General features: G+C 63.1%; 20 protein-coding genes and 2 pseudogenes. 10 read left to right on the forward strand and 12 right to left on the reverse strand.

The features are described from left to right. Positions 1–123: 123 nt before the first annotated feature. Entirely contained in the window at positions 124–1,479 is a 1,356-nt protein-coding gene (locus CXQ91_RS08275; protein ID WP_258073884.1) for an APC family permease, read from the reverse strand. Positions 1,480–1,489: 10 nt separating this feature from the next. Beyond that, on the reverse strand, positions 1,490–2,368 hold the full coding sequence (locus tag CXQ91_RS08280; protein WP_104173453.1) for a carbon-nitrogen hydrolase family protein: 879 nt from the start codon (positions 2,366–2,368) through the stop codon (positions 1,490–1,492). A 94-nt stretch (positions 2,369–2,462) separates the two neighbouring features. Here CXQ91_RS08280 and CXQ91_RS08285 point away from each other — a divergent pair, with 94 nt between their 5' ends. Together CXQ91_RS08285 and CXQ91_RS08290 are read left to right on the forward strand one after the other, a co-directional pair. Then, entirely contained in the window at positions 2,463–3,230 is a 768-nt protein-coding gene (locus tag CXQ91_RS08285; RefSeq protein WP_258073885.1) for a FadR/GntR family transcriptional regulator, read from the forward strand. A gap of 178 nt (positions 3,231–3,408) precedes the next feature. Next, entirely contained in the window at positions 3,409–4,185 is a 777-nt protein-coding gene (locus CXQ91_RS08290) for a hypothetical protein (RefSeq protein WP_104173454.1), read from the forward strand. A gap of 357 nt (positions 4,186–4,542) precedes the next feature. Here the strand turns inward: CXQ91_RS08290 and CXQ91_RS08295 are convergent, their stop codons facing one another. From CXQ91_RS08295 to hisC, 3 genes are all read right to left on the reverse strand, one after another. Continuing rightward, entirely contained in the window at positions 4,543–5,364 is an 822-nt protein-coding gene (locus CXQ91_RS08295) for a hypothetical protein (protein ID WP_104173455.1), read from the reverse strand. Between the two features lie 267 nt (positions 5,365–5,631). Beyond that, complete coding sequence (locus CXQ91_RS08300) at positions 5,632–7,044, reverse strand: amino acid permease (RefSeq protein ID WP_104173456.1); 1,413 nt, start codon at positions 7,042–7,044, stop codon at positions 5,632–5,634. Between the two features lie 54 nt (positions 7,045–7,098). Further along, positions 7,099–8,196 carry a histidinol-phosphate transaminase gene (hisC, locus tag CXQ91_RS08305; RefSeq protein ID WP_104173457.1) on the reverse strand — a complete coding sequence of 366 codons (1,098 nt, stop codon included), beginning with the start codon at positions 8,194–8,196 and terminating at the stop codon, positions 7,099–7,101. Between the two features lie 93 nt (positions 8,197–8,289). Here hisC and CXQ91_RS08310 point away from each other — a divergent pair, with 93 nt between their 5' ends. From CXQ91_RS08310 to CXQ91_RS25010, 3 genes and pseudogenes are all read left to right on the forward strand, one after another. After that, the gene (locus tag CXQ91_RS08310) at positions 8,290–8,793 is read left to right on the forward strand and encodes an Lrp/AsnC family transcriptional regulator (RefSeq protein ID WP_104173458.1); all 504 of its coding nucleotides are present in this window, start codon (positions 8,290–8,292) and stop codon (positions 8,791–8,793) included. A 120-nt stretch (positions 8,794–8,913) separates the two neighbouring features. Continuing rightward, positions 8,914–10,587, forward strand: a complete 1,674-nt coding sequence (locus tag CXQ91_RS08315) for a thiamine pyrophosphate-binding protein (RefSeq protein ID WP_104173459.1) — start codon at positions 8,914–8,916, stop codon at positions 10,585–10,587. Between the two features lie 62 nt (positions 10,588–10,649). Beyond that, a pseudogene (locus CXQ91_RS25010) lies at positions 10,650–10,796 on the forward strand (ATP-binding protein); the annotation flags it as partial. A 174-nt stretch (positions 10,797–10,970) separates the two neighbouring features. On the opposite strand, the gene CXQ91_RS08325 reads toward CXQ91_RS25010, so the two are convergent. From CXQ91_RS08325 to hisD, 4 genes are all read right to left on the reverse strand, one after another. Continuing rightward, positions 10,971–11,807: an amino acid ABC transporter ATP-binding protein gene (locus tag CXQ91_RS08325; protein WP_104173460.1), complete on the reverse strand. Its 837-nt coding sequence runs from the start codon at positions 11,805–11,807 to the stop codon at positions 10,971–10,973. Continuing rightward, the gene (locus CXQ91_RS08330; RefSeq protein ID WP_104173461.1) at positions 11,800–12,453 is read right to left on the reverse strand and encodes an amino acid ABC transporter permease; all 654 of its coding nucleotides are present in this window, start codon (positions 12,451–12,453) and stop codon (positions 11,800–11,802) included. The genes CXQ91_RS08325 and CXQ91_RS08330 overlap by 8 nt, the downstream gene beginning before the upstream one ends. Before the next feature lie 85 nt (positions 12,454–12,538). Next, entirely contained in the window at positions 12,539–13,351 is an 813-nt protein-coding gene (locus CXQ91_RS08335; RefSeq protein WP_104173462.1) for an ABC transporter substrate-binding protein, read from the reverse strand. Between the two features lie 28 nt (positions 13,352–13,379). Then, a complete protein-coding gene (hisD, locus tag CXQ91_RS08340; RefSeq protein ID WP_104173463.1) occupies positions 13,380–14,696 on the reverse strand; it encodes a histidinol dehydrogenase in 1,317 nt (438 codons plus the stop codon). A gap of 85 nt (positions 14,697–14,781) precedes the next feature. On the opposite strand from hisD, the gene CXQ91_RS08345 reads away from it, so the two are divergent. Further along, positions 14,782–15,714, forward strand: a complete 933-nt coding sequence (locus tag CXQ91_RS08345) for a LysR family transcriptional regulator (protein WP_104173464.1) — start codon at positions 14,782–14,784, stop codon at positions 15,712–15,714. 209 nt (positions 15,715–15,923) lie between these two features. On the opposite strand, the pseudogene CXQ91_RS08350 reads toward CXQ91_RS08345, so the two are convergent. After that, positions 15,924–16,106, reverse strand: a pseudogene (locus CXQ91_RS08350) (MFS transporter); the annotation flags it as partial. A gap of 184 nt (positions 16,107–16,290) precedes the next feature. Then, on the reverse strand, positions 16,291–17,457 hold the full coding sequence (locus tag CXQ91_RS08355; RefSeq protein WP_258073886.1) for a class I SAM-dependent methyltransferase: 1,167 nt from the start codon (positions 17,455–17,457) through the stop codon (positions 16,291–16,293). Positions 17,458–17,710: 253 nt separating this feature from the next. Between CXQ91_RS08355 and CXQ91_RS08360 the strand changes: the two genes are divergently transcribed. Further along, complete coding sequence (locus CXQ91_RS08360) at positions 17,711–18,667, forward strand: lipid kinase (protein WP_104173465.1); 957 nt, start codon at positions 17,711–17,713, stop codon at positions 18,665–18,667. Positions 18,668–18,744: 77 nt separating this feature from the next. Here CXQ91_RS08360 and CXQ91_RS08365 read toward each other — a convergent pair whose 3' ends face one another. Beyond that, complete coding sequence (locus CXQ91_RS08365) at positions 18,745–19,344, reverse strand: GNAT family N-acetyltransferase (protein ID WP_104173466.1); 600 nt, start codon at positions 19,342–19,344, stop codon at positions 18,745–18,747. A gap of 268 nt (positions 19,345–19,612) precedes the next feature. Between CXQ91_RS08365 and CXQ91_RS08370 the strand changes: the two genes are divergently transcribed. The 3 genes from CXQ91_RS08370 (at position 19,613) to CXQ91_RS08380 (ending at position 21,936) form a co-directional block, all read left to right on the forward strand. Then, a complete protein-coding gene (locus CXQ91_RS08370; RefSeq protein WP_104173467.1) occupies positions 19,613–20,653 on the forward strand; it encodes a TOMM precursor leader peptide-binding protein in 1,041 nt (346 codons plus the stop codon). Next, entirely contained in the window at positions 20,637–21,119 is a 483-nt protein-coding gene (locus CXQ91_RS08375) for a hypothetical protein (protein WP_104173468.1), read from the forward strand. The genes CXQ91_RS08370 and CXQ91_RS08375 overlap by 17 nt, the downstream gene beginning before the upstream one ends. 172 nt (positions 21,120–21,291) lie before the next feature. Then, complete coding sequence (locus CXQ91_RS08380; protein WP_258073887.1) at positions 21,292–21,936, forward strand: hypothetical protein; 645 nt, start codon at positions 21,292–21,294, stop codon at positions 21,934–21,936.

A 21,936-nucleotide genomic window follows, 5' to 3' on the forward strand; every position in this document is an offset into this window, starting at 1 on the left:
CGGCCACTGGCCCCCACCGGCAATATCAATGGCCCCGAAAGGCAATATCGGGTGGCTTCCAAACCTTCAAATACTCAGTCAGCCGGCCCAGCTCGGGCGGCTGCCCAGACTCCGGCGTCCGGCTCAGGCGGCCGCTTCAACCGTCGCCTTTTCCGTGGCCGTCATCTCCGGCGGTGCCGCCTTGAAACCGCGGGTGATCAGGGCCAGGACCACGATGCCGAGCACCAGCCAGGACACTCCCAGCGTAATCGCGTTGCTGTCCAGCTGGGAGAGCAGGTAGGCGCAGATAATGGCTCCGACTACGGGGACCACCACGTAGGACACAGGGTTCAGCTGGTGCCCGGCACGGCGCTGGCGCACGTAGTGGAACACCACCGAGGCGTTGACCAGGGTGAAGGCGGTGAAAGCGCCGAAGTTGATGAACGAGGTGGAGGTGGCCACGTCCAGGAAGACCGCGATCAGTCCCACCATGCCGGTGACGATCAGGTTCACCACCGGGGTGTGGAACTTCGCGCTGAGCCGGCCGAACACCGCCTTGGGCAGGACCGAGTCCCGGCCCATCGCGTACAGCAGGCGGGAGGCGCTGGCCTGCGCGGCGAGGCCGGAGGCGAACTGCGCCACCACCAGGCCGGCCAGGAACACGGCGCCGAAGAACTGCCCGCCGATCTGGAGTGCGATGGAGCTGGCCGCGGAGGCCGAGTCCTCGAACACCCCGCCGGGGTGGACCAGCTGGGTCACGTAGGAAACAGTCACGAAGATACCGCCGCCGATCAGGGCGATGAGCATGATGGCGCGGGGCATGTTCTTCCGCGGTTCTATGGTCTCCTCGGTGAGGGTGGTGACGGCGTCGAACCCGAGGAACGAGTATGCGGCGATGGCGGCGCCGGCGGAGATGGTGGCGATGCTGGAGGTGTCGTTGAAGAACGGCTGGGTGCTGGCCAGGCCGCCGCCGCCGGAGGTGGACACCACGTTGCCGATGGACAGCGCCACAAAGAACACGATGACCAGCAGCTGGAACGCCATCAGCACGTAGTTGGCCTTGTCCGCCACCTTGATGCCCAGGATGTTCAGCACAGTGGTGATGAGGATGAAGCCCACGATCCAGACTCCAATGGGGATCCCGGGGAACTGCGCGGTCAAGTAGGAGCCGCCGATGAGCCAGATGACCATGGGCAGGAAGAGGTAGTCCAGCAGGATGGCCCAGCCCACCAGGAACCCCACCCTGGGATCGATGGACCGGCGGACGTAGGTGTAGGCGGAGCCGGCCACGGGATACGCGATGGCCATCCGGCCGTAGCTGTGCGCCGTGAACAGCATGGCGACCATGGCCACCAGGTAGGCGGCCGGTGATGCGCCGCCGGTGGTTTCGGCGATGATGCCGAAGATCCCCAGGACGATCAGCGGGGTCAGGTACGCCAGTCCGAACAGGACCAGGCTGGGCAGTTTCAGCGTGCGGGTGAGCGTGGGTGAAATTGTCACGGGTTGTTCCTTAGGCGTTGAAGGTCTGGGGAGCCCAGGTGGCCGGGCTGATCCGGCCCTGGTAGACGGGCAGTTCGACGGCGTCCTCGCCGTCGCGGAACTGGGACCACGGGCGGTTGAGGTTCTCGGTGCCGTGCGTTCGGACGTGTTCCACGGCGGCAAGGTCCAGTTCCGCCGTGAGCAGCACGGGCGCGTCGTCGGGGGCCTCGGCCAGGGTGTTGCCCTCCGGGTCGACAATGATGCTCAGGCCCTTGCCGGTGGGACCGGCGCAGTTGACGCTGACCACAAAGACCTGGTTCACGATGGCGTTTGCCTTGGCGAGCACCAGCTCCTGCCGGCGGTCCGGCGTCGTGGTTTTCACGACATTGAGGATCACCTCGGCGCCCATCCAGGCGAGCTGGCGGGAGACCTCCGGGAACCATGCGTCGTAGCAGATGTTCAGGCCCACCCTGCCGATGCCGGCCAGGTCCACGGTGGTGAACCGGTCGCCGGGGTCGTAGGGCTCGAACGGGCGCCAGGGGAAGACCTTCCGGTAGTAGCCGGCGAGCTCTCCCTCCGGGGACAGGACCAGCTGGGTGTTGAACAGCTGTCCCTCCGGGCCGCGCTCGCACACGCTGCCCGGCACGAGCCAGATGCCAAGGTCCGCGGCGAGCTGCCGGAGCTCCTTGACCCGGGGACCGTCCAGAGGTTCCGCGGAAGCCTGCAGCATTTCGGTGCGCTGCTGGTCGGGTTCCGAGTCCGCGAACAGGTGCAGTTCCGGGAAGACGATGAGCTTGCTGTGCGGCTGGACGGCGAGGGCGGCTTTGACCTCGTCCGCGAAGGCCGAGACGGGTTCGCCGATGAGCCGGGGCCGGGCCTGGGCGGCGATGAGGGGAAGAGTGCGTTGCATGGTGTTCTCCGCGTTGGGGATGTGATCTGGACTATATTAGATCAGAATGATCTATTTATGGGAAGAGGGGCAGATGGGCCGTAAAGTAGCGGATATGACCCGTCAGCTGGAGGACAACGCCGACACCTCGCCCATCGGCGCCGGCAGGCTGGCCGGCATCGACCGGCGCAGCGCCATCGACGCCGTGCGGTTGCGGATCGGTATGGCGATTTCGCTGGGGCTGCTGAAACCGGGCGAGCGACTTCCCGATCAGGAGGACGTGGCCCTGGGCCTGTCGGTCAGCCCGATCACCGCGCGACGCGCACTGGCGAGCCTGGCGGAACAGGGTGTGGTGGTCCGCCGCCGCGGCCGGGCCGGCGGAACCTTCGTGGCGGATGAGCCTCCGCAGAGCGTGCTGGCCGAGCTCTCGGCTTCACCGGCCGAGTCCCAGGCTGTGAACCGGATGGTGGACCGAAGGCTGCTGTTCGAATGCGCGGTGACGCATTACGCGACGCTCAACGCCACGGCGGAGCAGCTCGATGAGCTCGACCGGCTGATCCGCGAGATGGCTGAGTCGTCGGACTGGTCGGACTACCACCAGGCTGACGAGCAGTTCCACCAACTGGTGGGCACGGCGTCAGGGCTGGGGACCGCCGTCGAGGCTTATCACGAGGCCCTGGCCGAGCTCTATGAGTACTTCATCCCGTACCCCATCGAACTGCTGCACAAATCGAACTGCGACCATGTGGCCTTGGTGGCGGCCCTGCGCGCCGGCGATGTCCAGGGGGCGGTGGAGGTCTCGCGCAAGCACGTCGACATCCTGCACCGGACGATGTTTATGGGGCTGGCGCCGGGCGGAGCCAAAGTCGACTTGTCTCACTGACTAACGTGTTGACTCCCGATGCTTGGCTCCTACCGTAGATCTACTGGCGGCGGTCGTATGGCCGATCACCTGATAGTGAGTTTGCTTTTCGCGTGAAGTGTGCTTATCCCGGCAGCCACCACACCTTTCACACACTGTGTGCGAAATGTGCTCATGTATCTGGAATATAGTCTTCGCTATGGACTGGAGAGCACTTTTGGGTGAGGTAGACAAATTTGGGAAGGATTACCCCGGTCTAGTTGCCGTGGCGGCCCTCGCGGCCTCCGTCGTCGTTCCCATCGGCTGGGACTTGCTTAAAGGGCAGATCGCCAAGGCGCAGAGTCGCCCTAGGCCAAAGACTGGCCGATTAGCAGGAGTTATTTATGCGATCGGTCGTTGGTTCAGGATGATGGGGAAACGTCTCATAACCGATTCCGAATCGCTGGCCGCAGACAATCTCGAACTCAGCAATCAGAACACGTCCCTGTCCAGCGGCCTTCGAGCTGTCCAAAAGGAACTCACCCAAGTAAGGGCGCAGGCGGTGGCACGTAAACAGAGCAACAATGCTTTGACAGACGATCTGGCAGCTGAAAAAGCGGAAACCGAGAGGCTAGGGAAAGAAATTCTTCGGGCTCGGGGAACCGATCATAAGGCGAATCAAGAGTCGTTTGCACTGCTCCGTCCAGTACCTGTTCCACAACCAGTGTGGCTTATCAAGAAGGCCATACGCGATGGCTACTTGGATTTTCAAAACGTTGGCGGCGGAAAAGCTACCGCAGTCAGCGTGGACACGAATTACCCCATAGACGCCACCCTTGTCGACGCTTACTTCGACGCCGTTGGTACCAAATTCACGAGTACCTTTGCTATCGAGCCTCCCAGGGTGCGAGAAGAGCCCGACCTCGAGTACACCGTGTCGTGGGTGGACGAATCCGGCAAGCACCAGACCACAACAAAGAAAGCAGCCGAACGCTGAGTTGAAGCGGGAGCTATCGGCTCTCGTCCGTACCATTGCCGGCTCGGCAAGGTGCAGGAAGACCCAACGAAGATGGACGAATGGCGGCAGCCAACGGGCTTCCGTACAACAATCCCGCGTGGGTACAGGAAGCGCTGACAACCTCCTGAAAAACAATTAGCCCGTATCCGAAAGGGGGAGCTAAGCAAAACAGGGAAACCTGTTCAATCGCTCCAGGGTAAACTCCCCGCCCTCTGTTGATGTCCTCGAGGAGCACTGGCGTGCCCCTAGATGGATCCTCCGCCGGACGTTTGGGTTGCGGCCGAGTCTTCAGTGATTAAGACGTCCCTGCCTGGTGCCACCTCGTCGTCGCAGGAGTCAGGCTGGAGGGGTCCAGTTGTGCCTCGCGTCATCCCACACTGTCACCGATTTCGGCTTGGCCTCCGGGGGCGAGACCGGTGAGCTTTGGAAGAAAGCTGTCACAGCCTGATTAAGTGACCCAATAGCGTGTTGTGCCACCGTTTCATCGTTCGTCGTAACGACGGCAGTGAGCGAACGATCACCGTCAACTATCGACATGTTGATAACAGTAGGTGCTTCTACGTTCCCACCGATGGGTGTTCTGCGCTGACTGAACAGCTTCTTTATGCCATCCCAAACAACGTTTGGCGCCATTGACTGCAGAAAGGGATACACGATCTCGATGAAGATCTGAGGGTCAGGCATAAAGCCGAACTGATAGGCACGCTCAACTTGAATCAGGTCCCGACCAACGCCTTGCATGATCAGTTGCTCCTCCGCCTCAATGAGAGCATCATCGGCGAACCAGGCATGGTCAGCGCTGAGCCGCATCATGGCACCATCGTTGGGCGTCCCGTTCTGGTCACGCGCGAGCGGAGTTGCGAGTGTTGTCGACATCCCGGGACGCGACTCAAGCCACTGAACGTCTTCCTCATGAAGCTCGGCACGAAACCTCAGTTCGTCAATGCCGTCACGGCGGCTCTCCACAAACGCTTCGAAACTTCGTATTCGGATCGGTTTGGACAGGTCGTGATCCATGTGCCAGGGAATCCCACCGGTATTTATTTGCTGCGCCAAGGACCTCAACATTTCGGTCGGGATAGAAACACCACTGTAAGCGTCGATTGGCTCGCTAGTCATGAGCGTCCCGTAGATTGTTTGCCATTCTGAATCTGTCATGGGCAAATCATCTCATTTGGGCCCCACGACGGAATTAGCTCCGTGACATCGCACAACTCCACGGCCCGTGCCGTTCATCAGCTAGAGGCAACGTGTAACTTGTCTCGCTTGAGCGTCTCGCAGGTGGCTGTGAATTTGGGTGTAGCAGGAGAACCGTACCGTGCCCGCCAAGGTGACTGGACTGGACGAATGCGAAGGGCGCGCCCGGCCAGACCGGACCGCGCCCTTCGTGTGCCGTGAACCCGAGGAGGGGTCGAAGCGGCTGGTTCAGTCGATAAGAACCGGCTGCTTGGCACTATCCGAAGACTCGACAACCGGTGCAACGTTCCCCGACCGGTGGTGGAGCCAGTTCGCCACCGCCAGAAGCGCCACGAGTGCGAACGTGCTCAGGAGCTGGGGACGGGAGTCCTCGCCGACGAAGCCCACCGTGAAGATCGCGGCGAGGATGACCAGACCAAACACCGTGAGCCACGGGAAGCCGGGCATCCGCAGGGGAAGCTCCGCCCCCTCGCGGTCGGCGCGGAGGCGCAGCGCGAGCTGGGCGAGGAGCCCGGACGTCCACACCAGCAGGCACGTCGAACCCACGATATTGAGCAGGACGGGAAGGACCTTCTCCGGGAAAGCCAACTCCAGCACAACCGTGACAACGCCGAAAGCGACGCTGGCCAGGACTGCGACAACCGGGACACGCGCCTTGGACACCGAGGCAAGCAGGCGTGGTGCTTCTCCCCGCTCCGCGAGGGAGTACGCCATCCGTGACGCACCGTAGAGGTTGGCGTTGAGGGCGGAGAGCAGCGCTGCGACGGCCACCAGGGTGATGGCGGTGGCTGCGCCGGGCATGCCGGCGGCCTCCAACACCGCGGCGAACGGGCTCTTCAGCCCCGCCGAACCTACGGGAACAACAGCCGCGATAACGAAGATTGCACCGATGTAGAAGACCAGGATGCGCCACAGCACCGTGCGGACCGCTTTCTTCACGCTGCGGGCAGGCTCGGCGGTCTCAGCTGCCGCCACGGAAACGATCTCGGTGCCGCCGAACGCGAAAGCCACCACGAAGAGTGCCGTGGCGATCCCGGCGAAACCGTCGGGCGCGAATCCGTCGCCGGTGAAGTTGGCCAGGCCCGGCGACTGCACGCCCGGCAGCCAGCCGAAGAGCAGGGCAGCACCCACCAGGAGGAACCCGACGATTGCCGCCACCTTGAGCAGGGCGAACCAGAACTCGAACTCACCGAAGTTCTTCACACTGGTGAGGTTCACAGCGGTGAGCACAACAATGAACACGAAGGCCATCAGCCACACCGGCAGGGCCGGGAAGATGGTGGCCAGCAGTCCTGCAGCACCGAGCGCTTCGGCCGCGATGACCACCACGAGCTGCAGCCACCAGAGCCAGCCCACCGTGGCACCGGCCACCGGCCCGTAGGCCTTGGCGGTATAGACGGAGAAGGCACCGCTGTCCGGGTTGGCGGCAGCCATCTCGCCGAGGGCCCACATCACCAGGATGATGAGGGTGCCAGCCACGAGGTAGGAGATCAGAACGGCCGGGCCGGCAGCCTGGATGCCGGCGCCGGAGCCGATGAAGAGGCCCGCGCCGATGGCGCTTCCGAGCCCCATCATGGTGAGCTGGCGGGGTTTGAGTGCGGCGCCCAGTGCGCGGCCAGACGTCATTGTCTGTTGTTCCATGGGGAGTCCTCTGGTTGTAGGTGGAACGGATTGAATTTCAGGTCAGTCGGTTTGTCAGGCTGGGTGGGCTTCCAGAAGCCGGAGCACGCGATCGTTCGAAGCGGGGGCGGCAACGGTGATCCGCACGCCGTCGCCCTGGTAGGCCCGGACCAGGATGCCGGCGCGGTCAAACGCGTCCACTAGCCTCGCCAGGAGGCGGTCATCCGCACGGATCCACAGGAAGTTGCCCTGGCTCGCCTGCAGTTTCCAGCCCTGGGCTTCCAGCTGCGCGGCCATCCGGGTGCGCTCCTGCCTGACGGCGGCGACGCGCGCTTCCATCTCCTCCCCGGCGTCCAGCGACGCGATGGCCGCCTTCTGGGCCAGCGCGCTCACCGAGAAGGGCAGAGCGGTCCGGCGCAGCCCCTCGGCGATGTCCGGCGCTGCCACGGCGTATCCCACGCGCAGGCCGGCGAGTCCGTAGGCCTTCGAGAAGGTGCGCAGGATGCAGACGTTCGGGTACTGGCGGTACAGCGCCAGGGAATCGGGACCGCTGCCCGCTTCGGCGTATTCCACGTAGGCCTCGTCGATCACCACGAGGATGTCGGAGCGGACGGATTGCAGGAAGGCCTCGATGCGTTCGTGGCTGATCGGCACGCCGGTCGGGTTGTTGGGGGTGCAGAGCAGGATGACCTTGGTGCGGGCAGTGACGGCCGCAGCCATGGCATCGAGGTCGTGGCCCTCAGCGCCGTCCAGCGGGATGCGGACCGGCCGGGCGCCTGCCAGCTCAACCAGGATGGGGTAGGCCTCAAACGAGCGCCACGCGAAGATCACTTCATCTCCGGCGTCGCAAAGTCCGGTGATGATCTGTTGGAGGACGCCCACGCTGCCGGGTCCCACCGCCACCTCTCCGGCCGTGACGCCGAGGTGGCGGGCAAGCCGTTCGCGGAGTTCGACGGCGGCACTGTCCGGGTAGCGGTTCATCGTACCGGCCGCTGCGGCCACCGCAGCGGCGGCAGCTGGCAGTGGCTCGTAGTGGCTTTCGTTGCTGGCGAGGGCTGCAATGTCCAGGCCGGCGCTGCGCCGGCCCGGGACGTAGGGCGGAAGTCCGGCCACGGCGCCACGAAGAGTGGGGAGCGCGGTGTCCGGTGCGGTCAGGAGCTGATCACGGGTCATGAGCACCGATCATGATTGTGACCCGTCCCACAATGCAAGATACCCTCAACCCATTGGGACTTCTGCTCAACTTCTACTGTCTGTGGTGAAAATATGACCATCCCGAACCCTCGCACCCTGGATTCCCTCGACGGCAGGATCATCCTGGCCCTCGACAACGATCCCGAAGCCAGCGCCCTGGCACTCTCGCGGACGCTCGGCGTCGCACGGAACACGGTCCACGCCCGGCTGTCACGGCTCGAGCGCAGCGGCGCCCTCCGCTCCTTCAGCCGGAGGCTGGATCCCGCCGCGCTTGGTTATGACCTGATGGCCTTCCTCTCGCTGTCCATCAGCCAGACGCGGACAGGTGCGGTGGAAGACGGGCTCGCCGCGATCCCGGAGGTCATCGAGGTGCACGCCACCACCGGGGACGCGGACCTCATGGCCAAGGTGGTGGCACGCAGCACGGCCGACCTCTACCGCATCACCAACCAGATCCTGGAAATCGAGGGGATCCAGCGGACCAGCACGGCCATTTCCGTACTGGAACTCATGCCGCCCCGCTACGACGGCCTCCTGAGCCGGCTCTCCGAGCAGGAAAACCGCCCTTCCAACTAAACGCGGGTGATGCACACCACAAGTGCGCATATTTTCAGTTGTGACAGACACATCCTGCCAAATATCCCAATCAAACTCGACTCTCTTGCCTATCTGTGAACCAGCCCACATGATTCCTGCATGACTTCACTTACCGTCTCCGGCCGCGTGGCGCAGGTTCTCAGCAGCTATCTCAGCGATGTATTCGGCGTGATGGGCAACGGCAACGTCTACTTCCTGGACGCCGCGGAAAAGCTGGGTCTCCGCTTCTCCCCCGTCCGCCATGAAGGCGCCGCCATCGCCGCGGCCGACGCCTACTACCGGACATCAGGACGTCTCGCAGCGGGCACCACTACCTACGGCCCCGGCTACACCAATGCACTCACCGCCCTCGCCGAGGCGGTCCAGGCCCAGATCCCCGTGGTGCTGGTGACCGGGGACGCGCCGAGCAGCGGCGCCCGGCCCCAGGACGTGGACCAGGCGGCAATCGCCGCGGGCCTCGGCGCGGCGACCTTCACCGTCACCCGCGAGGCCGCGGGCTCCATCACGCAGCAGGCGGTGGAGTACGCGCTCACCAAGCGGACCGCCGTCGTTATTGCCATTCCCTACGACCTCGCGGCGCTCGAAACTGCTGAAGAGGAACTTCCGGCGCCGCTGGCAGCGGCGGTGACTGACGACGTCGTCGGCGGCCTCGTGCAGGTAGCCCGGCTGCTCGCCGGGGCGAAGCGGCCGCTGATCCTCGCCGGCCGCGGTGCGCATCTCGCCGGCGCCGGCCCGGAGCTCCGGGAGTTCGCCGACCGCCTGGGCGCACTGACCGCCGGAACCGCCCTGGCGCTCAACCTCCTCCAGGGCGAGGGGTATCTCGGCGTCGCGGGCGGCTTCGGCACGGACACCGCGACCGGGCTTATGGGTGAGGCTGATGTGGTGCTCGTGGCCGGGGCGAGCCTGAGCCCCTTCACCATGCGGTTCGGGCACCTGCTCGGCCCGGACAGCACCGTCATCCAGATCGACGCCGCCCTGCAGCCGACGCACCCTCGCGTGGATACGTTCGTCAGCGCGGACGTGAAGTCTGCCGCGGGACGCCTACTCCGGATCCTGGATGGCACGGCCTCACCGGACGCAGGCCGCGCAGATGCCTGGCGCGCGGAAGCCCGCAAACGCCTGGCCGAAGGACCGGCCCATCACCCAGGCTCCGACGAGACCCCGGACGGCCGGCTGGACCCGCGCTCCCTTGCCGCGGCACTGGACGCGGTGCTGCCGGAGCGCCGCACGGTGGTCCAGGACGGCGGGCACTTCGTCGGCTGGGCACCCATGTACTGGCGCATCCCGCGGCCGCAGGACCTGGTGATGGTGGGGACCGCCTACCAGGCCATCGGTCTGGGCCTTGCCAGCGCCGTCGGGGCAGCCCGCGCGGTGGAGGACGGCCGCACCCTGGTGCTGGCCTCCGGCGACGGCGGTTTCCTCATGGGCCTGTCCGACCTCGAATCCCTCATTGGGGCGGCACGCAGCGCCGTCGTCGTGATCTACAACGATGCCGCCTACGGAGCCGAAATCCACCAGTACGGCTCCCAGGGCCTGACCGAAAAGCCCATGCTGATCCCCGAAGTGGACTTCAGCGGCATCGCCCGCGCGCTCGGTGCCGAGTCGGCAATCATCCGCTCACTTGCGGACCTTTCCGCGCTCCAGGACTGGATCGACGCCGGCGCCAAGGGAACCTTCGTGGCCGACTGCCGGATCACGTCGAGCGTGCGGGCCCCGTGGCTGAGCGAATGGATGCAGGCCAAGCAGGAGGCGAAAGCGGCGGTGGCGGGGTAGCTGGAATTCACAGGTCGACGACCTAACATGTCCCACATGAAGGCTGCCCGGGACGCCCGTTCTCCAACGAATCCTTCTCCGGCTGGACCAAAACCTTCACCGACCCGCGCCTCTGCGCCGCTATCGTCGACAGGCTCACCTTCAACGGCAACATCATTGAAACAGGTACGGACTCCTACCGTCTCGCCCATAGCCTCAGAACGTCATGACCAACGACCTTTGGCAGGGCCCTCGTTTCTTGGGGTAACCGATAAGTGGGGGGCGTTGGTCCTGGTGAAGATTTTCCCACTACCCCTTTTTGCTTCCGTTGATCGCGTCCCCGAGCCAATTCATGCCGCCTCTGATTTATGTGACCAGCGGTGAGCGAATGACTTCCGGTACCTTTAGGCCGGCAGGATTCCGGAACGGCTCAGCAGCGCCCGGGTCTTCGGGTGCTGCGGGGCAGTGAAGATCTGGCTTGGTGGGCCCTCCTCGACGATGATTCCCTGGTCCATGACAACAATTCGGTCGGCAATTTCCCGGGCGAACTGCATTTCGTGGGTGACGATGACCATGGTGGTTCCCTGCTGGGCGATTTTCTTGATGACGGAGAGGACTTCGCCCACCAGTTCCGGGTCCAGTGCCGATGTGGGTTCGTCGAAGAGCATGACGCTGGGTTCCATGGCGAGGGCACGGGCGATAGCAACGCGCTGCTTTTGGCCGCCGGAGAGCTTGCTGGGGTAGTTCTCCATCTTGTCGCCTAGTCCCACCATTTCGAGGTTGGGGACGGCTATATTGCGGGCCTCTGAGGCGGAGAGCTTTTTCACGTCCCGCAACGGTGCCATGACGTTGCCCAGGGCCGTCTTGTTGAGGAACAGGTTGAAGTGTTGAAAGACGAACCCGATGTCGGTGCGCTTTTGGGCGGTAATCGAGGCTTTTTCGGCGATCAGTCCGCCGTCGCGTTCTTCGTAGCCGATCAGGTGCCCGTTGACGTAGATCCGCCCGGCTTCGATGGTTTCCAGTTTGTTGATACAGCGCAGCAGGGTGCTCTTACCGGATCCGCTGGACCCCAGGATCGCGATGGTTTCGCCGCGGTGGACCACCAGGTCCACGCCCTTGAGCACTTCCACCCGTTTTTCCACGTGGGGGCGGCCCGTCAGTCGGCTCCATAGCGTCCGCTTTGTTTCCGAGACGAAAGTTTTGTGGACGTCGCGGACCTCGATGATGGTGTCGTCAGCCATTGGCCCGGGCCTTTCGTTCAAGCACTACCACGATGCGCGAAAGCGGCAGGCTGATAATCAGATAGAGAATGGCCGCGGCGGTATAGATGGCCGTGGTCTGGAAGGTCTGGCTGTTGAGGATGTTGGCTGTCTTCAGGATCTCGGTCACGGCGATCACCGAGGTCAGCGCGGTGTCCTTGACCATCGCGATGAAGTAGTTGCCGATTGGCCCCATGGAAACAACGAATGACTGCGGAATGACCACTTTCCAAAGGGTTTTGGTAGGTGTGTATCCGAGCGAGAGGGCGGCCTCGGTTTGGCCGTGTTCCACGGACAGGATGGCGGAGCGGAAAACTTCTGAGAGATAGGCGGCGTAGTTCAGGCCCAGGCCCAGGATGCCGGCCGGAACCGGTTCGATGGACACCCCGATGCTGGGAAGCACGAAGAAGATGTAGACCAACTGCACCAGCAGCGGGGTTCCACGGATCACTTCGAGGTAGAAGGTGGCTATTCCGCGGAGGATTTTGATGTTGGAGATCCGCGCCAAGGCAATCAGGAGGCCGAGGACTAGCGCCAGCGCCATGGCGCCGAGGGCAAGTTGGACGACAACGGGCACGGCAAAAAGGAGGGCAGGGAACACGGCGAGCGTGTTGGTGATGAAGTCCATGAAGGAATCCCTAAGTCAAGGGTCGGGCAGGGCCGGCGGAGCCGCGGCACTAGCGAATGCCCGCCGGCCCTGCGTGAGTTGAAATCTACTTGACCATGTTGGCTTCACCGAGGCCGTACTTCTTGAGGATCTCAAGGTACTTGGGCGAATTCTTGAGCTCAGTCAGTCCCGAGTTCAGGTCCTGCAGCAGCTGCGTATCGTCCTTGCGCACTCCGGCTCCGATGATGCCCGGGTAGAACGGCTCATAGGGGTCGACGAGCTTGAGCTTGGGGTTCGGTTTCTGGACGAGGCTGTAACCGATGACGGCGCTGTCCGTGAACACGGCGTCGACCTGTTTGTTTTCCACTGCTGCGAGCAGGGCCGCCTGCGAGTCGAAGAGCTTGACCTGGCTTCCGCCGAGGCTGTCCACGAGGTCCTTGAATACCGTGCCGGTCTGAGCGCCGAGCACCTTGCCCTTGACGTCGTCGCGCGAGGCCAAAGTGGAATCCGCGGGAACCACCATGGCCTCACCCTCGGTGTACCAGGGCTCGGTGAAGTTGATCTCCTTCTTGCGATCGTCGGTGATGTACATCGCATCCACGATGACGTCGGCCTTCTTCGCGTTCAGCGCCGCAATCAGCGTGGCGAACTCCGAGGTGAAGACTTTGACCTTCCATCCCTTCGCCGCGGCGATGGCGTTGATCATTTCCCCGTCGATGCCTTTGAGTTCACCGGTTGCCTGGTCGGTGTAGGAGAAGGGGGCGTCGTTGGAGGTGGCGATGGTAATGGTCTTCTGTTCGGCCCCGCCGGTGCTGGACCCGCCGCCGCTTCCTGAGCCGCAAGCGGTCATGGCCAGGGCGACAGCTACGCCCATAGGCACCAATGCAGCAAACCGCTTGCGGAGCATATTTTTGTTCATCGTGAAGTGCCTTCGTTAGTGATGGTTTTTATCGGTTGAAGCGGTCGAGCCGCAGGGTAGCAGTGGCCTTGTGAGCCTCCATGCCTTCGAATCCGGAGATCGTTGCCACGTAGTTAGCCAGGCGCGGAGTGGCGTCTTTTTCAACCCGCTGAAACGTCAGCGGTTTCAGGAAGCGGGACACCGAGAGCCCTGCCGAGTACCGGGCGCCGCCACCAGTGGGCAGGACATGGTTGGTGCCTGAGGTGCCCTTGTCTGAGTAGGCAACCGTGGACCACGGACCCAGGAAGATGGAGCCGTAGTTTTGCAGGTTCGCATGGTAGTAGGAATCGTCGGACGTTTGAATCTCGAGGTGTTCCGGCGCCAGCAGGTCCATGATCTGCACCGCCGTCGCGCGGTCCTCGGCGACGTAAACGGTGCCGTAGTCCCGCCACGCCGGGCCGGCGATGTCCCGGGTGTCCAGCGTCCGCAGCTGCTTGCTGATATGCCGCATGACCTCCTCGCCGAACTCCTGGGATGTGGTCACCAGGGATGCCGGTGATTGCGGTCCGTGTTCGGCTTGGCCGAGAAGGTCCGCAGCCACAAGCTCCGCATCCGCCGTTTCGTCAGCGATCACGGCGACTTCGGAGGGGCCCGCAAGGAGATCAATGCCGACGCGCCCGAACAGCTGGCGTTTGGCCTCAGTTACGTAGGCGTTGCCTGCGCCCACCAGAATATCCGCGGGCTGCTCACCCAGCAGGCCGAAGGCCATCGCCGCCATCGCCTGTACGCCGCCCACGGTAAACGCCCGGTCAACGCCAGCGAGGTAGGCGGCGTAGAGTACAGCCGGGTGCCCGCCGGGTCCCGTGGGCGGGGTACAGGCGACGACGCTGGGAACGCCGGCGGCTTTGGCAACCCCCACGGTCATGAAGGCACTGGCGAGGATGGGGAACCTGCCCGCCGGCAGGTAGGCCCCCACTCTGGCAACAGGAACGTTCTTTTGTCCTGTGAAAACCCCGGGGAGGAGTTCGGTTTCGAAATCCGTCAGGTGTTCGCGCTGCTCGACGGCGAACAGCCGGGTCCGCTCGGCACTGGCCATGAGGGCCTCACGCAACTCGGCGGACAGTGAGTCCCCGGTCTTGGCCAGGTCTTCCGGGCTGACCTCGAGGCTTTGACCGGACCAGGCGTCGAGTTGCCGTGAGTATTTGACGACGGCGTCGATCCCGTTTCTCTCTATGTCGCCGAGCATGACCGAAACGGTTTCAATGACTTCCGGCAGTCGCTGGGCGGGGACGCCCCCTACAGCTGGGCTCTTCAGCGTGGTGAAGTTTCCCCGAATGTATGCCCTGTCACGTTCAGCTAGTTGCATGGGTCACAACGTACGCGCCCCGGAGGCATAGCACAATGGGGCCTTTGCGTATGCCAGTCATAGGGTCGCCCTATAGGCTGGGGGCATGACACTGGCGCAGCTTCGGGCCTTTCTGGCCGCCTATGAGCTTGGTTCCTTTACCGCGGCAGCACGAAAGTTGGAAACAAGCCAAGCTTCCGTCTCAGAGCTCATCAACAGGCTCGAACAGGAGCTGGCCCACAGCCTTTTTACCCGCGGAGGGCGCCGTCTCATCCCCACTACGGCTGCCGTGGAATTGCAGCAGCACGCACAGCGATCTGTGACGTCGTTTGACAACGGGGTGGAAGCCTTGAAATCCATGTCCTCCCTGGAAGGAGGCGTATGCACCTTCGGAGTGCTGCGGTACGGAGCGCACTACGATCTCGCGGACCTCGTCCAGCGATTCCACCGGCGGTATCCCAAGGTAAAAGTGCGCCTGGTGGGCCTGAACTCGGTCGCTGTGGCTGAATCCGTGGCGTCCGGTGAGATCGAGGCAGGGCTCATCGTTCTTCCTGTGGTCGAAACGGGACTGCAGGTAAGGTCGCTCTTCCGGGACCAGGTTTTTTACGTCTCGGCCACGCGCGATCCGTCACAGGGTCCCATGACCATGCAGGAGCTCGCGGCGTCAAAGCTGGTGCTCTACGACGCATTTGCCGGTTGGCGGGACCCCACGCGCCGGCAGATTTTGGAGCGCGCCAGGCTCAAGGGCCTCAAAATCGATCCCGCAATTGAAGTGGAGCACGTCGATACCGCCCTTGGGCTCGTGGCCGCCGGAGCCGCGGACACCTTCGTTCCCCAAGCGATCGTCAATGGAGCCGGATTCCCGAAAAACATCAAAGCAGTTCCTTTTGCCGAACCCCTGTACGACACCATTGCCCTCATCCAGCGTGAAGCATCGTATCTCTCGCCAGCGACACGAAAAATGGCGCAGATGGCCGAGCGCACCCTGCTGGCCAAGGTTGACCCGGAACAGAACGTCCGCCGGCAGATTCGGAATTGACAAAGGGCGGCGATTTGGTCCGAAGAATGGGGAGGAACAAAGAGCGTCAGCCTCAACGACTCGATCACTCGCTGGCGCTGGTCAGCGAAGTCGTGGGTGGTCATGCATCGGGTCGTCACACCGGCTTTGAATCAAGTTGACCTACTCAGGTGGGCCCCGATCAGACTGCACTTTCACCCCAAGGCGGGCTCAAGTCAGATTGACATTCTCTGTCCGGCCGCGGACGCGAGGTAGAACGAGGTGATCACCCAGGTGACGGTGGCGACGTCGAGCGCGAAATCCTCCCGCAGGACCACCAGCGCGACGGCGATCATCGACGAGTTCAACGGGTTCAGGGAGGTGCCGAGGCTGAGCGCAGCGATCGCGAGGCCGGGACGGGGTTTGTTCGTCACGCACCTAAGTCTGGTGCATGGTTGCCATGCCTGCTCGGGTCCACCCCCCACTCGAGGCCTCGCCAACCAGAAACCCGTTCAGAAACCGGCTGTTCAGAAGACGGCATCTCCCGCTCCCTGACAGGACCAGATCCATAGCCTACTTCTGTCCGGTGGCTGGCGCGCGCTGCGGGGAAGTTTATGATTACCGGCGAACAAGCCGCCACAGCGACGTGACCTCGGCCGAGCGCGCCTCGAACAGGGGATCGTCGCGGTCCGATGCCTTCGGATGCGTTGGCTTGGTGTCCAGCCGTTCCACCACCTTCAGCCCGGCCGCCGTGATGGCGGTCAGCAGATCGTCACGCGTCCGCAGGCCAAGGTGCTCGGCCAGGTCGGAGAGGACAAGCCAGGCCTCACCGCCCGGTTCCAGATGGTCGGAGAGTCCGTTCAGGAAGCGGAACAGCATCCTGCTCCCGGGGTCGTAGACGGCGTTATCCAGGGTGGAATGCGGCGTGGCCGGAATCCAGGGCGGGTTGCACACGATGAGGGGTGCCCGCCCGGGCGGGAACATGTCGGTCAGGACGGCCTCAGCGCGGTCCTGGACACCGAGGTTCCGGAAATTTTCAGCGGCGCAGGCGATTGCACGCGGTTCATTGTCCGTCGCCACCACGCGCTGGACGCCGCGGCGGGCGAGGACGGCAGCGAGCACCCCGGTGCCGGTTCCGACGTCGAACGCCAGCGTGTCAGAGGGAAGCGGCGCGGCGGCCACGAGATCCACATACTCGCTCCGGGTGGGGAAGAACGTGCCGTAGTGCGGGTGGATGCGGCCCTGCAGGGCATCGACGTGGACGCCGTTCCGTCGCCACTCGTGGGCGCCAATGGCCCCGACAAGCTCATGCAGGGACACGATGGAAGGTTCGCCGATATCGCCGTACGCTTCAGCGGCGGCCTGCCGGATGTCCGGTGCACGGCGCAGCGGTACCACCGGGCCCGGATCAAGCGGAATCAGCAGCAGGCCGAGAACGCGTGCACGATGCGAGCGGGACTGGCGGTGCCGATAGAACTTATCGGCCGGAGTTGCTGCGGTCTCTTTCTTTCCGGCGCTCATCCGCCGGTCCATGGCGTTGAGGATCTGCCGTGCGTTGTGGAAGTCACCGTGCCAGAGCATCGCGATCCCCTGTGACGCCATCCGGTTCGCATCATCGGCCGTGAGAGAGTCGGAGACCACTTCGACGCGCGTCGGCGCCGGTCTGCCGTTCGCCGAACGCCATCGCGCGGTCATGCTCTCACCAGCCTCGGCCCAGGTCACGACGGCGGGATCATCCACCGCAACTCCGCGTGAGGGCTTGAGGACCGGCGTCGGGATTCCCACGGGAGCTGGCGTGTCGGTACTGATAAGGATCCATTCCAAGAGTCCGGGGGGCCGATCGCAGACTGACGATTGCGGCGGTGATTCGACAACGTGGATGGCTACGGCCCTGGATTCCGGACCGTCATCCGGCCGCGAACCGAGCTTGGTTAATGGCCGCTGTAGCCATTCAACCTGCATTGTCAGGATACAGGTGTCCTAGATCCTACCCAGTCCCCTGCGGGAATTCACAGGTCCACCGCCTACCATGATCCGAATGAAGTCTGCCCGAGACGCCCGCTCTGCCGCCGTTGTGATCAACGCCGGATCACGCCGAGGGGCGGCACACGAACTTGCCGTGGACGCGATGCGCAAGGCAGGCGTGCCGATCTCCTCCGTGCACCACGTCCTGTCCGGGGGCGACCTGGCCGCGACGCTTGACCGGGTGGTTGCGGACGGGCACGACATGATTGTTGTCGGTGGCGGCGACGGGACAATGACCTGCGCCGCTGGTCGCGTTGCAGGCACCGACGTTATGTTAGGCGTTCTTCCCCTGGGCACCGCCAACGACTTCGCCCGCACGCTGGAGATACCAAATATTCTTGCCGAGGCGTGCGCCACCGTCGCAGAAGGGAAGGTGGTGGACATCGACCTCGGCCGGGCTAACGGTGAGCCATTCCTCAATGTCGCGTCCGTGGGCCTGTCGGTGGCTGTGACGGAGGCTCTGAGCCCCCGCTTGAAGCGGTACATCGGGCCATTGGCGTACAGCATCGCCACGCTTCGGGCTTATGCCCGGCACAAGCCGTTCCGGGCCCGCCTCGAGTTCCCCGAGGGCGACCACGAGCCGATGGAACTGGAAAACCTGCTGCAGGTGGCCGTCGGCAATGGCCGGCATTACGGCGGCGGCAACACGGTCTCTCCCACTGCAGGGATCGACGATCACACCCTCGACATCTACGCCATCCTGGCCGGCCCGCTCCGGGAGCACGTGAGTATCGCACGGCTGCTCAAGGACGGCAGCTTCATCGAACACGACCGGGTGTACCACCTGACCAGCCGGCGTGTCCGGCTGGTCACTGAGCCGCCGCTGCCGGTAAACCTCGACGGCGAGATCGCGACCACCACGCCCACCGACTTCACCGTCCAGCGCAACGCCGTCCACGTCGTGGTACCCCAGAGCAGCACCAGCGCGTTGTTCGACGGACCGGGCGCCGCGAACTGGCCGTCCAGTTGAAAGCAGCACGCGAACGACAGCCACGCGCCGCCGTCGTAATTCTCGACAGGGATATACGCTCTCGGACCGCTGTCTCTTCACCGTGAGGACTGCGGGCCGCCATCTGGCGCGGATGCTTTAGCTGGAAATGCAGCAAGCCCCTCTGACTCAAAGCGCGCCAAGTCGATCCAGTACCGCCGAAAATAGCGCCCGTTCCCGCCCATCCTCACGTCCTCGAGGAGGCCTCCACAACGCTCGATAGCCCTGGCTGACGCTGCATTCGCATCATCGCAGGTCAGGAGAACACGGTCAGGCTCCCCCTGCGCCGCCAGCCGAGCACACATTTCCTGCAGGGCCCACGATGCCGCCCCTCGCCCGCGATCGGAAGGCCGCACGCCGTATCCAATATGCCCGCCCGAGTGCAGCAGCGCCGGAGTGAGGTGGTGGCGGAAGGCAATCGCTCCCACATACCGCGAGCCCTCTGTGATCCAGCGATAGGTGCAAGGAACAATGCCGCCAGACTCGACGACGTGCGCCGCACCCAACAGCCTTCGGACCCAGGCATCGAACCCTTCCGGGCTGATGATGTTGTCGTCTGGCGAGAGCCCAGCACCGTCTTGATGGGCGCCGTCCCACTCGCGGTGGGACTCGGCAAACGATGGGTAGAAGGACGCATCCGGGACAACCAGTTCGAACATGCACACGACTCTATACCGCGTCCAACCAACTTTTGTAACACGAATCAGCGTTCAAAGAATTTTTGTCAACAAGCTTGTCAAGTGCATGACAGGTGCTATAGATTCAATCCGTCCAACGAATTGATAAACCAAAAGGAGTGATTCAAAGTGCTTAAGCTCAAGCGACTGGCCAAGCGCCGTTCCAAGCTGAACTTCGTGTTCAACTGAACAAAGACGAAATAGTGGGGACCACGCACAGCGTGGTCCCCACTCCTAATTGGAGGCAAAATTGGTAGCCACGACCTACTCCCTTAAGCAGTCGCTCCCCGTTGTAACAACAGATACGGCCGTACAAATCGGCCTGGCGCCCCCCAATGCCATCGAAATTGAAGACGCGCCCCCCGGGCTGGCAGAACTACTCGGATTCGCTTCACAACCACGAACACTCGATGAACTGGGCAACGAGGCCCAACTACTGCTTGGTGAAAGCTACGACGAGCAAATCATCGAGGAGCTCATCGAAGCCGAAATTCTGGTGCCCTACAGGATCGACCTTTCAGGCCAATACAGCCGGCATGATCTGTACTTCGCGCTTGCTCACGGCACAGGTCCGGGAGCAAGCGACTTGTTCCGCGCCCGAACGGTTGCCCTCATCGGCATCGGCGGCATCGGGACCAACGTGGCCATGCAGCTCGCGACCGCCGGGGTCGGTTCCATCGTGCTCGTGGACGGAGATACCGTCGAGAAAAGCAACCTCACCCGGCAGTATCTCTTCACCGCCCAGGACATCGGCAAATCGAAGATCAAAGCGGCTGCAGAGAATCTTTCGCTTCGAGCTCCCGAAGTCAACGCCATTGAAATCACGTCAATGATCTCCGGCGTGGAAGACCTCCTGCCAATCTTTCACGACTCAGACTTCGTGGTTGTTTCCGCCGATACTCCGCAGGAAGTGCTCGAGTGGTCCAACGAAGCATCCATTATCTCCGGAACCCCCTTTACCTGCGCCGGCTACCAAGACACACGAGGAGTGGTGGGGCCGGTCGTCAGGCCGGGCGATACCCCATGCCTGCTGTGCGCGGCAACAGACAACGACGGGCGGACGAACTCCAAAGCCTCCCTCACTACGACAAATCTCAACTCGGCCTACCAGGCACCCAGCTTTGGACCCCTCAACTCCATCGTGGCGTCCATTGCTGCCATGGAAGTGTTCCGCTATCTACTCACCGGCTCGACGCAACTGGATGGGCGAAGGCTGGTCTTTGACTCGCTGGAACTGTCTTCAGAATTTGAAGATTTCGCCAGGAATATTCACTGTGCTGCGTGCGCCTGACGTAACCAGCAGCAAGGCACTCGTCGTACTGGCCGGCGCCTTCACTGTCGCCTCGCTCGCTTCGACCGTTGCCAACAGAAACTTCTGGCCCATCGCATCAAACAACATGTTCAATGCGAAGTTCGACGACCGCCTCTCGCGTTTCGCTGTTGAATTCCACTTGTCAGACGGAACGGTCGTAGCGTGCGGGCCCGCGAACTGCATTCCGATCCAGTTCTTCCGGGCCGGGGCGGTTTTCGCGCACATTTTCATGGCTGATGATGACCAGCCGAAACAGGTCCTGTGCCAGAGGATACTCCGGCGGCTGCGCAGCGATCGGTGGAGGCCATTTGACGAGGTCCGAGCCCCTGCAAACCTACCCAACGTTCCACTGTCCAAAATGGAAATCTGGGTGGAGACGACGGTGAGGGGAAAGCCTCAGGAAAGGGAAGTCGTGTACGCCTATGTTCCAGCCAATGCGCTTTAAGCAAGTCAGTCCTCGCCAGGTCCGGGCTGCGGGAGTGTGGATCGTCGCCGCCCTGACTCTTACGCTGAGGCCCGGCCCGGCTGCCGTCCAGGACTTCAGAGCTGCCCTCGAGCCGGCGCCGTTGAGTTCGGATCACAATCCCGATTCCTGCACAGCGTGGAAGACGCAACGCATGGCAACCGGTCTGCTGCTGGGAGCAGCCGCTGTCAGCGAACTGTGCAAGGGCTCTAATGCAAAGCGATTTTCCTGGCTACGGCGGGGAGCGCTGGGAGTATTTCTTGGAACCCGTGCCGTGGCGGCCCAGTCGCTTCCAGGCAGGTGGCCCTACGACACGTTTATCGAAGCAGTCCTGGCTACAAGTCAGTGGCCCCGCTCAGGAACGACCGACACCGGGCTCGCCGACCTGCCGATTGCGGTGTCGCGGGTAGCTCTGTACTTGCCCTATACGCAGGCTGGCCTGTCCAAGCTTATCCACGGCTCAGACGCCTGGGTCCGGCGCGGCGATGCCAACCACATCTATCACTCGCATATGAGGGCATCCGATAGCCATCCGTTTGCACAAGAGAGGTTTGTCCGGCCGGTTCGAGTTCTAACCCGCGCCATTCCTTTCCTCGAGCTGATCGCGCTGCCCCTCGCACTTGTTCTTCCCGGAAAGTGGCGAGTCTTGATTCCCTGCTGTACGAGTCTCTTCCACATGGCCATTGCCCGCACATGGGACATCAGCTTTTGGCAGGCTCCCACCATGCAGTGGCTCCTGATCTCAGTCGAAAAACAGAGCGACCTTGCAACCATTCTCCGCGCAGCCCAAGGAAGATAA

The organism is Arthrobacter sp. Y81 (assembly GCF_002929335.1).
Classification (GTDB): Bacteria; Actinomycetota; Actinomycetes; order Actinomycetales; family Micrococcaceae; genus Arthrobacter.